The sequence below is a fragment of the Mycolicibacterium wolinskyi genome (genome assembly GCF_002101965.1).
Lineage (GTDB): Bacteria > Actinomycetota > Actinomycetes > Mycobacteriales > Mycobacteriaceae > Mycobacterium > Mycobacterium wolinskyi.
Genome location: NZ_LQQA01000015.1, coordinates 526,310 through 539,257 on the forward strand (window position 1 = coordinate 526,310; position 12,948 = coordinate 539,257).

Here is a 12,948-nt window from a genome sequence, read left to right on the forward strand (position 1 = left end):
TCACGGCCTCCGATCGAACAGGCGCGCCCGCCACGCGCCGGCCAGACCGCTCGTGGCAACGGCCAGGCGGCGACCGGTTCCGACGGTGGCGCGCTGACTGAAGACCGCGAACTCGATGGCCTCGATGCGGTCGAGTATTTCGGAGTAGAGGGTCAGCGCGGCAGTGATGCAGGGCCGCGACCGTGGCTCGAGCATGCCGATTCCGCGTTGGGCGTACGCGTACACCCGGCGGGTGATCGCGTGTTGTTCGACGAGCGCGCGCCGGACCCGCTGATCGGTGCGGCGATTGGTGTGACACCACTCGAGCACGTCGCGATCGACGTCGTAAGCCGACAGTTCATCGGCGGGAAGATAGACCCGGCCGAGTTCGAGGTCCTCATCGATGTCGCGCAGGAAGTTGGTGAGCTGGAACGCCTTTCCGAGACCGGCGGCATACGGCGCGGCCTCCGCACGGGGGCCCACGGTGCCGAGCACCGGCAGCATCTGCAGACCGATCACCTCCGCCGATCCGTACATGTACCGGTTCAGCGCGGCGCGGTCGGCGTAGTCGGTCACCGTCAGGTCCATCCGCATGGACCGCAGGAAGTCATCGAACAGGTGCCAGTCGATCCCGTAGCTTCGTGCTGCGTGCACCACGGCGGCCAGGGTTGGATCGTCGCCCGAGCACTCATTTTTGACGAGACGCTGGAACAGGTCGGTCCCGAGATCCTCGAGCCTGCGCGCACGATCCTCGGTGCTCGTGCCGTCGAAGTCGTCGAGAATGTCATCGGCATGCCTGGCGAAGCCATACAACGCGTGCACGGCGGGTCGCTGATCGGGCGCCAGCAGCCGGGTTGCCAGGAAGAAGGTACGGCCATGCTGGGCGTTGATCGCCCGGCAACGTCCATACGCCTCGCGCAACTCGGGATCGCGCACGCCCGCCGCGTTCAGTTCTGATGAAATCACGTCACCACCGCCCGAGTTCGCTTGTCCAACAATGGAACACCGGTCACCCGGTCGGCCGCCAGCCGTCCGGAGATGACGGCGGTGGGCACCCCAACACCTGGGATCGTCGACGATCCGGCCAACACCACGTTGTCGATGCCGCGCACGGTGTTGGCGGGTCGGAACGGTCCGGTCTGGCTGAAGGTGTGTGCGAGCGCGAACGGTGTCCCGGCGGCCATCCCTTGCCGTTCCCAGTCCGCTGGGTCGACGACGTGCAGCAGCTCGGGGTCTTCGCCGACGCCGGGCAGCCGTTCGCGGACCGTATCGAGCATGTGCTGCACGTAATCGGCACGCTTCGCTGCCCAATCGATCGTGCCCACGGCGGTGTTCGGCGCGGGTGCAAGGACGTAGAGCAGGTCCCGCCCGCTCGGTGCCAGCGTGGGATCGCTTGCGGTGGGGCGGGTCACCAGCAGCGAAGGATCGCCCATCACCCGGCCGTCGTCGATGATGTCGGCGAACGTCTGCTGCCACGCGGATCCGAACAAGATGTTGTGGTGTCCGGCCTGCTGCTCGGTCACCGCGCGGCAACCGACGTGTGCGACAACCGCCGACGGGGCCGGGCGCAACCGCGTCGGCCGCCGCGGGGTACGGCCCAGCAGGCGGTAGGTGTCGGGCAGTTCGGTGGTCAACACCACCGCGTCGGCCTCGAACCGTTCACCGGTGTCGGTGACGACCGCGCGCACCCGGCCACCGGACCGTTCGAGGTTCGATACCGTTGCGCCGTAGTGGAATTGGACCCCGGCGTCCGCGGCGGCCGCCGCCATCGCGTCGGGCAGTGCGCGGACTCCGCCGATGGGAAAGTGGACGCCGGAAACGGTGTCCATGTAGGCGATGATCGCGTATACGGCCAGCGCGCGCTGCGGCGGAACCCCGACATAGAGCGCCTGGAAGGTGAACAGACGCTTGAGGCGCTCGTCGGTGATGAATTTGTTGACCACGGTGTCCCAGCGCCGGAACCCGCCCAGGGCGATCACCCGGGCGAGCTGCGGTGTGACCAGCGACAGCGGCGAGTCGAAGTTCGCGTTGATGAACCCGTCGAATTCGACCTGATACAGCCGGGACAGCCACCGGCGCAGTTCCAGGTAGCCGTCGGCCTGGCGGCGGTCGGTCAATCTCTCGATCTCGGCTGCCATCGCGTCCGGGCTACTGTGCACGTCGATGCGGCTGCCGTCGGCGAACGCCGCGCGGTACGCCGGCTCGACCGGACGCAGTTCCATTCTCGACGACAGGGATTCGCCGACGGCGTCGAAAGCCGCGTCGAGAATGTCGGGCATGGTGAGCACGGTCGGCCCGGTGTCGATCCGGTATCCGTTGACGTCGCAGCGGCCCACGCGACCACCGGGGTGCGTACCGCGCTCGACGACCGTCACGATGCGGCCCCGGCCCGCCAGGTGCATTGCGGCCGAAAGGCCGGCCAGCCCGGCGCCGACGACCACCACCTTCTCGGTGGATCCCCCGACGGTCCGCATCACGCGACCCGGTCGGCGCAGCTGGCGACGGCCGACGCCGTCAGGTCGGTGCTCATCACGCAGACGATGTACCCCGCCTGCGCAAAGTCGAACCGTCGAATCGTGGCCCGATCGAGCGCTACGGTGTTGCCTCGTGCCCGTCGCGGTCCTGAGACCGTCGCCGCTCCTTCATCTCCGCCTCGTACACATGGCGTTTGCCGTTCATCAGATCGTCGCGAACCCGCTTCTCATGCGCGCGGAACCGCGACCAGTACCCGTCGTCGAATTCCTCGACCACCTGAAAGGTCCAACGGCCGTTGATCACGTTGCGGCCGACGAGATCTTCGGTCAACCGATCGGCGATCTCTCCGTGTCCGGCTTCGCGCAACTTGTCGCACGCTTCGCCGAGCAGCAGGTCCGCATGGCCCATCACTTGGTGAAACGAGTACAGATGACCGCGCGCGCGTTCGACGTGTTCGAGTGCCTCTGACACCACACCAACGGCCTCGACGGTCGCGTCGTCCACGCCGGACGGTCTGATGTGGGCATCTTCCTGCGCGGTCATGACGAGTGCCGCTTGAGTGCGTCGGGTTTGTGCACCGCATCGCGGCCGGTCTTGTCGCTGCGCACCCGGTACTGCGGCTCGTCCGCAGTCGCCCGGACCTGACGACCGGCCGTATTGGTATCGGTCGTGATCTTCTCGACCACCGTGCCGGGCACCGTGGCGCCATGGCTTTGCCACGACACCTTGTCGCCTTTCCGGAATCCTTCGCTCACACGGGTGCTATACCCACTTTTCCGGTGAGGTCACGGCCGCCAGATGCGGCAGATTCCCGATCCCGAATTCGCGTTTCAAGACCGTGCGGGCGGCATAGAAGCCCGACATGCCGTGCACCCCGCCGCCGGGCGGCGTGGCCGACGAACACAGATACGCCTTGGGAATCGGCGTGGACCACGGGTTGACTCGCAGTGCCGGCCCGGTCAGCGCACTGACCATGTTGTTGCCACCGACTCCGATATCGCCGCCCACCAGGTTCGCGTTGTGTGCGGTCATGTTCGACGCGGGCACGCTGCGTACCGCGACCACGACGTCACGAAAGCCCGGGGCGAACCGCTCGAAGATCGTCGTCACCGTCTCGGCCATGTCCGCCGTCGAGCCGTTGGGTACGTGGACGTAGGTCCACAGTGGCCGCCGGCCCTGCGAATCGATGCGCCCCGGGTCGGCGGTATGGGGGAGCGCGGCAAGCACCATCGGCCATTCGGCGTGGCGACCCGCGGCGATCTCGGACTCGGCCAGCGCCATCTGTGCGCGGCTGCCGCCCAGATGCAGCGTCGGAGCATGCGCCAGACGCGGGTCTTCCCAAGGGATTTCGCCGGAAAGCACGAAATCGACCTTGGCGACGCCCGGCCCGTAGGTGTAGCGCCGCAACGACTTCGCGTAGCGATCCGGCATCCGATCGCCGTATATCGACAGCAGCGCCGTCGGCGCGATGTCGTAGATGACCACGCCTGGCGGCGGTTCGGTGACCTCCTGCTCGAGCACCAGTTCGCCGCCGTGCGCCTTGAGGTCGGCGATCAGCGCGTCCGGTATCGCCTGTGACCCGCCGACCGGGATCGGCCAGCCGACCGCGTGGCCCAGGGTGGCGAGCATGAGCCCGGCCCCCGAGGAGACCAACGACGGCATCCGCGAGATCGTATGCGCGGCAACACCACTGAACAACGCGCGGGCGTCTTCGCCTTTCAGTGACCGCCACAACGGGGTGCCCTGGACCAGGAGGCGGGGCGCGACCCGCAGCGCCGCCGGGAGTGAGGGCGGGACCGACCGTTTGTCGCCGAGCAGGAGCCCGACCACGCCGTCGCAATCGTCGGCGAGCGGGCCGAGCAGGCGCCGCCATGAGTCCCCGTCCTCGAGTTCTTCGCACGTGCGGTCGATGTCGCGGTAGCCGATGACCGCGGGGCGGCCGGGCAGCGGGCTGGCGTAGGAGATCTCCGGAACCGACAGCCGCACCCCGCGTGCGGTCAGGTCGTACGCCGCGAAGAACGGCGACGCCAAGGCCAGCGGGTGCACCGCCGAGCAGATGTCATGGCTGACCCCGGGAAACTCGGGGTCAGGCAGCGTGCGGGCGCCGCCGCCCGGTGTCGACTGGGCTTCGATGACCCGCACGGACAATCCGGCCCGAGCGCAGATGACCGCCGCCGTCAACCCGTTGGGACCGCTGCCGACCACTGTGACGTCCACAACTCAAGTAGAACGCATGCGCGGCGGGTGTGACGGATCTCCGGTAGCGGGCGTCCCGGTGCAAATCCGCACACACTAGGCTGACCGCGTGAGTCTTCCCGTTGTACTGATTGCCGACAAGCTCGCGGAATCGACCGTTGCCGCCCTCGGTGACCAGGTAGAGGTCAGATGGGTCGACGGTCCGGACCGCGAGAAGCTGCTCGCCGCCGTTCCCGAGGCCGACGCATTGCTGGTGCGGTCGGCCACCACGGTGGACGCCGAGGTCATCGCCGCGGCGCCCAAGCTCAAGATCGTCGCCCGCGCCGGCGTGGGGCTGGACAACGTCGACGTCGACGCCGCCACCGCCCGCGGTGTGCTGGTGGTCAACGCGCCGACCTCCAACATCCACAGCGCAGCCGAACACGCGCTCGCGCTGCTGCTGTCGGCGGCCCGCCAAATTCCGGCCGCCGACGCGACGCTGCGCGAGCACACCTGGAAGCGGTCGTCGTTCTCGGGCACCGAGATCTTCGGCAAGACCGTCGGGGTGGTGGGCCTCGGCCGGATCGGTCAGCTCGTCGCGCAGCGGCTCGCGGCCTTCGGCGCGCACATCGTCGCCTATGACCCCTACGTGTCGCAGGCGCGTGCCGCACAACTCGGTATCGAATTGCTCACGCTCGACGAGCTGCTCGGGCACGCCGACTTCATCTCGGTGCACTTGCCCAAGACCAAGGAGACCGCCGGCCTGATCGGCAAAGAGGCGCTGGCCAAGACCAAGCCGGGCGTGATCATCGTCAATGCCGCACGCGGCGGCCTGATCGACGAGCAGGCGCTGGCCGACGCGATCACCAGCGGCCATGTCCGCGGCGCCGGACTCGACGTGTTCGCCACCGAGCCGTGCACCGACAGCCCGCTGTTCGAGCTGCCGCAGGTCGTGGTCACCCCGCACCTCGGCGCATCGACCGCCGAAGCCCAGGACCGGGCCGGCACCGACGTCGCGGCGAGCGTGAAGCTCGCGCTCGCAGGTGAGTTCGTGCCCGACGCGGTCAACGTGGGCGGCGGCGTCGTCGGCGAGGAAGTCGCGCCGTGGCTGGATCTGGTCCGCAAGCTGGGCCTGCTGGTCGGCGCGCTGTCGGATGCGCCTCCGGTGTCACTGTCGGTGCAGGTGCGCGGCGAGCTCGCGTCCGAAGATGTCGAGATCCTGCGGTTGTCGGCACTGCGCGGCCTGTTCTCTGCCGTGGTCGACGAGCAGGTCACGTTCGTCAACGCCCCGGCGCTGGCCGCCGACCGTGGCGTGGCCGCCGAGATCAGCACCGCGACCGAGAGCCCCAACCACCGCAGCGTGGTCGACGTGCGCGCGGTGCACGCCGACGGCTCGTCGATCAACGTCGCGGGTACGTTGTCCGGTCCGCAGCTGGTCGAGAAGATCGTGCAGATCAATGGCCGCAACTTCGATCTGCGCGCCGAGGGCTACAACCTGATCGTCAACTACAGCGACAAGCCGGGTGCGCTCGGCAAGATCGGCACGCTGCTCGGTGGTGCCGAGGTCAACATCCTGGCCGCACAGATGAGCCAGGACGCGACCGGCGACAGCGCCACCGTGATGCTGCGCCTGGATACCGATGTTCCCGAGGATGTGCGTGCCGCGATCGCCACCGCGGTCGGCGCCAGCACGCTGGAAGTGGTTGACCTGTCATGAGACTCGCTGTCATCGCCGGCGACGGCATCGGACCGGAAGTCATCGACGAGGCCGTCAAGGTGGTCGACACGGTGCTGCCCGGGGTCGAGAAGACCGAATACGACCTGGGTGCCCGCCGCTACCACGCGACCGGTGAACTGTTGACCGACAACACCATCGAGGAACTGCGTGGCCATGACGCGATCCTGCTCGGTGCGATCGGTGATCCCTCGGTGCCGAGCGGCGTGCTCGAGCGCGGGCTGCTGCTCAAGCTGAGGTTCGCGCTCGACCATCACGTGAACCTGCGGCCGGGCCGTCTCTACCCGGGTGTCACCGGTCCGCTCGTGGGCAATCCGCCCATCGATTTCGTGGTGGTGCGCGAGGGCACCGAGGGGCCGTACACCGGTAACGGTGGGGCGCTGCGCGTCGGCACCCCGCACGAGGTGGCGACCGAGGTCAGCGTCAACACCGCGTTCGGTGTCGAGCGTGTCGTCCGGGACGCGTTCGCCCGGGCCCAGAACCGCCGCAAGCACCTGACATTGGTGCACAAGACCAACGTGCTGGCGTTCGCCGGCAGCCTGTGGTCGCGGGTGGTGTCCGAGGTGGGCGCGGAGTTCCCCGACGTCGAGGTCGCCTATCAGCACATCGACGCGGCGACCATCCACATGGTCACCGACCCGGGCCGGTTCGACGTGATCGTCACCGACAACCTGTTCGGCGACATCATCACCGACCTGGCCGCGGCCGTGTGCGGTGGCATCGGTCTGGCCGCCAGCGGCAACATCGATGCGACGCGCACCAATCCGTCGATGTTCGAGCCCGTGCACGGCAGTGCACCCGACATCGCGGGGCAGGGGATCGCCGATCCCACCGCCGCGGTGATGAGCGTTGCGCTGCTGCTGGCCCATGTCGGCGAGACCGACGCGGCAGCCCGGGTCGACAAGGCGGTCGGCGAGCACCTGGCCACGCGCGGTGACGAGAAGTTGTCCACCAGCGAGGTCGGCGAGCGGATCCGGGCGCTGCTCTGACTTCGTTGATCCTGCGTTGAGGGCGTTGGTCTCTCGTTGTTTTGCGTCCTCAACGCAGAGTCGATCCGGTGCTAGTCGACTGCTCAGCGAGGTCGGGGAGTGACTGACCAGTTCGCGACGCTCACCCGGCAGTGCCGGCTGTTCGTCATCGGTTCGTCGTTCTTCGCGGTCGCCACGGCGCCGGGCTTTCCGGCGCTGGCGGGCGCCGGTGCGACGAACGTGTTGTGTTTCATCGGCTCATGGTTTTTCACGACTGCCGCGTGGATGCAACTGGCACTCGCAGATCGGACGCGCGGTACCGAATGGTGGTCGGCGCTCACACAATTCGTGGGCACGCTGATGTTCAACGTCAGCACCGGCACCTCGGTGTGGGTGCACGCGGTGCTGGCCGAACGTCGCTTCGTGTGGGCGCCGGACGCCACCGGGTCGTCGGCCTTCCTCGTCAGCGGTGTGCTGGCAATCTTCGCCGTCGGCATGTGGGCTCCGAAATCCGTTGACTGGCACGCCGCCTGGATCAACCTGGCCGGCTGTGTGGCGTTCGGGGTGTCCGCCCTGGCGGCGTTCGTCCGGAAGACCGGGGTCACCGTGGACGAACGGCTCGCCAACTTCGGCACGTTCCTCGGTGCGCTGTGCTTCCTGACGGCTGCGCTGCTGCTGCGCCCGCGCGGGAGTTGAGCGGTTGGCGTTCAGCGTTCGTCGCGCAGACCTTCGTCGGGGGGAACCAGGGGAACCGCCAACAACGGCAACAACGCGCACACCGCGAAGGCCGCCGGATATCCGGACACGCCGATGAGCGCGCCGAAGAGCGGTGAGGAACTCGCGGTGGCCAGATGTTGCGTCGTGTTCTGCGTCCCCAACGCGCGGCCACTCCAGAACGGCCCGGCGATCTCGGCGATCGCCGTGAACGCCAGACCGTTGTCGGAGACCGTGATCACCGAGGCGATGACGATCAGCGCGATACTGATCGGGGAGTCCAGCCAGTCGGTGAAAGCCAGCAGCGCCATCGTCGCCGCCGCCCCGAGGGCGATCGTGCGGATGGGCCGCAACCGCTGACCGACCACGTCCGACCATCGTCCGGCCGCGATCCGTCCGGCGGCGCCCAACAGCTGGGCCACCGTCACCAGGGCACCCGCCGACGAGGCCGACCAGCCGCGGTCGCTCATGAGCCACACCAGGGTGAAGGTCCACACCATGCCCTGCGGAATCACCAGCAGCACCGACACGGCATGGATGCGCCACAACACACTTGAGCCGCGGTACGGATTGGCCAGATGTTCGCGAGGTGCCTCGTGGCGAGGCGGTCGCGGTGGGTCGAGCACGCCGATGGCGCACACCACGGCTGACAACACACAGACGACGGCGGGGAACAGCAGTGCGGTCGACGCACCGTGACTCTCGGCGACCCGAGGGATGACCAGCGCGCCGAGGCCCACGCCCAGCGGGGTGGCGGTCTGCCGGATACCCATTGCCAGGCCACGCTGTTCGGGCGGGAACCAGCCGACGACCACACGGCCGCTGGCCGAATTGCTGCTCGCCGCGGCCATCCCACCCAGCAGCAGGAACACGCCGACGGCCACCAGTGACTCTGCGGAGGCCGCTGCGAAGGCGGCCGCGGCGGTCAGTGCCGAACCCACCGTCAGCACGATGCGTTCGCCGACCCGGTCCACGAGATATCCCCACGCGATGAGCGTGATGACCAGGCCGAAGCTCGGCATCGCCGACAGCAGACCGGCCTTCGCCAAATCCAGACCGCGCTCGCTGTGCAGCGTGGGAATGAGGAATGCCGCGCCGTTGATGAACACATTGGCGCAGGTGGTCGCGGTCAGTGCGATGCCGAGCATCGACCAGCGGCGAATCGTGCTGATCGATGAGACGGACATATCTGGATCGTGCCACATGGATCTCAATATGCTGAATCAGTATCTCAATATTCGAGATAGACGCTCGGTGTGTTCCGCGTCACGGGAGTCGTTCGGGTTTCCGGTGTTTCGCGATCGTGGCACCGAATGATCTGGTGTCCGAACATGCCTCGAACAGACCGGTGCTCGCGGTCGCCTAGCCTGGGCTCGTGAAATGGTTGACGGTGATCGCTCTGGTGCTCCTCGCGTTCATTGCCGGTCCGGTGCCGACGGCGGCCGCGGCGGCACCGAACTGGTCCGGTTTGGACGCGCGCCATTTCGACGGCCCGATTCCCGCTCCTGGCACGCTCATCGAGTCGGTGCCGCTGGATCCGGCGCTGTCGCTGCCGGGTGCGGGGGCCGCGTACCGGATCCTGTATTCGACGATCGACCAACATGACTCACCCGCTGTCAGCACCGCGGCGGTGTTCCTGCCGCACGGCGAGGCGCCCGACGGCGGCTGGCCCGTGATCGCGTGGGCGCACGGCACCGTGGGGCTCGGTGATGACTGTGCACCGTCGGCGCAGCCGCGCAGTGAACGCGACAGCGAGTATCTGACGCACTGGCTCGACCAGGGTTACGCGATCGTGGGCTCGGACTACGCGGGCCTTGGCACACCGGGTTTGATGAGCTACCTCAACAGCGTCGCGACCGCGCACAGCGTCGTCGATTCGGTGATCGCCATGCACCACATGGACCTGCCGTTGTCGCCGAAGTGGGCGCTCGTCGGCCAGTCTCAGGGCGGCGGTGCCGCCGTCAACAGCGCGCGCTGGGCCACCGAATTCAGCCGCGGAAGCGGACTGGACTATCGCGGTGTCGTGGCGACCGGGACGCCGTTCAACGTCGAGAGCATCGTCAAGCAGGCCGGCCCGGACATGGCGCTGCCGCCGAATCTCGGACCGGCAGCCAACAGCTACACCGGCTACATCCTCGCGGGCTTTCGCGAGGCCCGCCCCGACATCGACGTCAACAGCGTGCTGACCCCCGCCGGGGTGGCCGCCGTCGACAAGGCCGAGACGCTGTGCAAGTCCGAACTCGACGCGGCGCTTGCCGGCATGACCCCGACCGGGTTCTTCCGCGCCCCGCTGAGCACCCTGCCCGGCGTATCGGATGCGCTCGACGCCCACCTCGGTACCCCGACCAGTGGCTATGACCGCCCGATCTTCCTCGGCGTCGGCCTGCTCGACCACGATGTCCCACCGAACATGTCGATGCAGCTCAACGATCAGCTCCGGGCCAACGGACAAGACGTCACACTCAAGATCTACCCGGACGAAGATCACTCCGGGACTGTCCTCGCCTCGCTGCCGGACTCCACGCCGTTCCTGCGCGCGATGTTCGACGGGAGCTGACGCAGGGCGTCTCGACCGAGCGCCACACCCTGAGCACTACGCTGACAAAAATGCGCTTAGGTCGAATCGCCAGTCCCGACGGCGTCGCGTTCGTCAGCATCGAAGGCGACGGGGCAGATGCCGTCTGCAAAGAGATCGCCGAGCATCCGTTCGGTAATCCGAACTTCACCGGGCGCACCTGGCCGCTGGCCGACGTGCGGCTGCTCGCGCCGATTCTCGCCAGCAAGGTGATCTGCATGGGCAAGAACTACGCCGCACATGCCGAGGAGATGGGCGGTGTGGCGCCGGAAGATCCAGTGATCTTCCTCAAGCCCAACACCGCGATCATCGGGCCGAACGTGCCGATCCAACTGCCGGCCGACGCGTTCCCCGTCCACCACGAAGGCGAGCTGGCCGCCGTCATCGGCAGGCCCTGCAAGGACGTGCCCGCCGCACGCGCGGCCGAGAACATCCTCGGCTACACCATCGCCAACGATGTTTCGGCGCGCGATCAGCAGCAGAAGGACGGTCAGTGGATGCGGGCCAAGGGCCACGACACCTTCTGCCCGGTCGGGCCGTGGATCGTCACCGACCTCGACCCGTCGGACCTCGAGCTGCGCACCGAGGTGAACGGCGAAGTCCGCCAGCGCAGCCGGACCTCGCTGATGATTCACGACATCGGCGCGATCGTGGAGTGGGCTTCGGCCGTCATGACACTGCTGCCGGGCGATCTCATCCTGACCGGCACCCCAGAAGGCGTCGGCCCCATCGAGCACGGTGACACCGTCAGCATCACCGTCGAAGGCATCGGGACTCTGACGAATCCCGTTGTGCGTAAAGGAAAGTAATGAGTAACGACACCGTCCGCGTGCGGTTCTGCCCGTCACCCACCGGCACCCCGCACGTCGGCCTCGTGCGCACCGCGCTGTTCAACTGGGCCTACGCCCGCCACACCGGAGGGACTTTCGTCTTCCGCATCGAGGACACCGACGCCGCGCGGGACAGCGACGAAAGCTACGCCGCGATCCTCGACGCGCTGCGCTGGCTGGGGCTGGACTGGGACGAGGGTCCGGAGGTCGGCGGTCCCTACGAGCCGTACCGGCAGTCGCAGCGCAGTGAGATCTATCGTGACGTGATCGCGCGCCTGCTCGAAGCCGGCGAGGTGTACGAGGCGTATTCGACGCCCGAAGAGGTCGAGGCCCGTCACCACGCGGCAGGTCGCAACCCCAAACTGGGCTACGACAATTTCGATCGCACCCTGACCGATGAGCAGCGCAAGGTTTTCGCCGACGAGGGCCGTAAGCCGGTGCTGCGCCTGCGCATGCCCGACGAGGACTTGTCGTGGAACGACCTGGTGCGCGGCCAGACGACGTTCCCCGCGGGGTCCGTTCCGGATTTCGCGATCACCCGCGCGAGCGGTGATCCGTTGTACACCTTGGTCAACCCGGTCGACGACGCGATGATGAAAATCACACATGTGCTCCGCGGCGAGGACATCATGCCGTCGACCCCACGCCAGATCGCGCTGTACCGGGCGCTCATGCGTATCGGTGTGGCCGAGCGGGTGCCCGAATTCGCGCACCTGCCAAGTGTTCTCGGCGAGGGCAACAAGAAGCTGTCCAAGCGCGACCCGCAGTCGAACCTGTTCCTGCATCGCGATCGCGGGTTCCTTCCGGAGGGTCTGCTGAACTATCTGGCCCTGCTCGGCTGGGGCATCGCCGACGATCACGACGTGTTCAGCCTCGACGAGATGGTCGCCGCGTTCGACGTCGTGAACGTCAACTCGAACCCGGCCCGTTTCGACCAGAAGAAGGCCGACGCCATCAACGCCGAGCACATCCGGTTGCTCACCCCAGAGGATTTCACCGCGCGGCTGCGTGAGTACTTCGTCACACATGGATACGACACCGGGCTCGACGACGCCGGGTTCGCCGAAGCCGCCGCGCTCGTGCAGACGCGCATCGTGGTGCTGGGCGACGCGTGGGGCCTGCTGAAGTTCTTCAACGACCACGCCTACGAGATCGACGAGAAGTCGGCGGCCAAGGAGCTCAAGCCTGAGTCCGCACCGGTGCTCGACGCGGCGCTGAGCGCGTTGGAGCCGGTCGGGGAGTGGACGACGGCCAACATCGAGGCCGCGCTCAAGACGGCTCTGCTGGACGGGCTGGAGCTCAAGCCGCGTAGGGCGTTCGGCCCGATCCGCGTCGCGGTCACCGGAGCGACCGTCAGCCCGCCGCTGTTCGAGTCGATGGAACTGCTCGGCGCCGACCGCAGTTTGGCGCGGCTGCGCGCCGCGAGGGACCGCGTGTAAAAAGTAGGTGCAAATCTTTGGTAGTCTGCTCGTCGGCCCGGAAAGCGGAGCGGGGAAG

12 protein-coding genes are annotated in these 12,948 nt (G+C 67.6%); 6 read left to right on the forward strand and 6 right to left on the reverse strand.

The annotated features are described in order from the left end of the window. From AWC31_RS16930 to AWC31_RS16950, 5 genes are all read right to left on the reverse strand, one after another. Entirely contained in the window at window positions 1-945 is a 945-nt protein-coding gene (locus AWC31_RS16930) for a phytoene/squalene synthase family protein (protein WP_085145262.1), read from the reverse strand. After that, window positions 942-2,453 (reverse strand): phytoene desaturase family protein, encoded by a 1,512-nt coding sequence (crtI, locus tag AWC31_RS16935; RefSeq protein ID WP_085145263.1) that lies wholly within the window; start codon window positions 2,451-2,453, stop codon window positions 942-944. The genes AWC31_RS16930 and crtI overlap by 4 nt, the downstream gene beginning before the upstream one ends. 118 nt (window positions 2,454-2,571) lie before the next feature. Then, the gene (locus AWC31_RS16940) at window positions 2,572-2,997 is read right to left on the reverse strand and encodes a hypothetical protein (protein WP_085145264.1); all 426 of its coding nucleotides are present in this window, start codon (window positions 2,995-2,997) and stop codon (window positions 2,572-2,574) included. Further along, window positions 2,994-3,209: a hypervirulence associated TUDOR domain-containing protein gene (locus tag AWC31_RS16945; protein WP_085145265.1), complete on the reverse strand. Its 216-nt coding sequence runs from the start codon at window positions 3,207-3,209 to the stop codon at window positions 2,994-2,996. Before AWC31_RS16945 ends, AWC31_RS16940 begins: the two co-directional genes overlap by 4 nt. 7 nt (window positions 3,210-3,216) lie before the next feature. Further along, on the reverse strand, window positions 3,217-4,671 hold the full coding sequence (locus AWC31_RS16950) for a phytoene desaturase family protein (RefSeq protein WP_085145266.1): 1,455 nt from the start codon (window positions 4,669-4,671) through the stop codon (window positions 3,217-3,219). A gap of 88 nt (window positions 4,672-4,759) precedes the next feature. Between AWC31_RS16950 and serA the strand changes: the two genes are divergently transcribed. From serA to AWC31_RS16965, 3 genes are all read left to right on the forward strand, one after another. Next, complete coding sequence (gene serA / locus AWC31_RS16955) at window positions 4,760-6,346, forward strand: phosphoglycerate dehydrogenase (RefSeq protein ID WP_085145267.1); 1,587 nt, start codon at window positions 4,760-4,762, stop codon at window positions 6,344-6,346. After that, entirely contained in the window at window positions 6,343-7,353 is a 1,011-nt protein-coding gene (locus tag AWC31_RS16960; protein ID WP_085145268.1) for a 3-isopropylmalate dehydrogenase, read from the forward strand. The genes serA and AWC31_RS16960 overlap by 4 nt, the downstream gene beginning before the upstream one ends. Window positions 7,354-7,452: 99 nt before the next feature. Then, a complete protein-coding gene (locus AWC31_RS16965) occupies window positions 7,453-8,028 on the forward strand; it encodes a hypothetical protein (RefSeq protein WP_085145269.1) in 576 nt (191 codons plus the stop codon). 11 nt (window positions 8,029-8,039) lie between these two features. Here the strand turns inward: AWC31_RS16965 and AWC31_RS16970 are convergent, their stop codons facing one another. Continuing rightward, window positions 8,040-9,233 (reverse strand): MFS transporter, encoded by a 1,194-nt coding sequence (locus AWC31_RS16970; protein ID WP_085145270.1) that lies wholly within the window; start codon window positions 9,231-9,233, stop codon window positions 8,040-8,042. 206 nt (window positions 9,234-9,439) lie between these two features. Here AWC31_RS16970 and AWC31_RS16975 point away from each other — a divergent pair, with 206 nt between their 5' ends. Genes AWC31_RS16975 through gltX form a run of 3 tightly spaced genes read left to right on the forward strand, consistent with a single transcriptional unit; the run spans window position 9,440 to window position 12,890 of the window. After that, window positions 9,440-10,603 (forward strand): alpha/beta hydrolase family protein, encoded by a 1,164-nt coding sequence (locus tag AWC31_RS16975; RefSeq protein ID WP_420087378.1) that lies wholly within the window; start codon window positions 9,440-9,442, stop codon window positions 10,601-10,603. A 50-nt stretch (window positions 10,604-10,653) separates the two neighbouring features. Continuing rightward, window positions 10,654-11,430 (forward strand): fumarylacetoacetate hydrolase family protein, encoded by a 777-nt coding sequence (locus AWC31_RS16980; protein WP_067854079.1) that lies wholly within the window; start codon window positions 10,654-10,656, stop codon window positions 11,428-11,430. Next, window positions 11,430-12,890 carry a glutamate--tRNA ligase gene (gene gltX / locus AWC31_RS16985; protein ID WP_085145271.1) on the forward strand — a complete coding sequence of 487 codons (1,461 nt, stop codon included), beginning with the start codon at window positions 11,430-11,432 and terminating at the stop codon, window positions 12,888-12,890. The genes AWC31_RS16980 and gltX overlap by 1 nt, the downstream gene beginning before the upstream one ends. Window positions 12,891-12,948 lie beyond the last annotated feature (58 nt).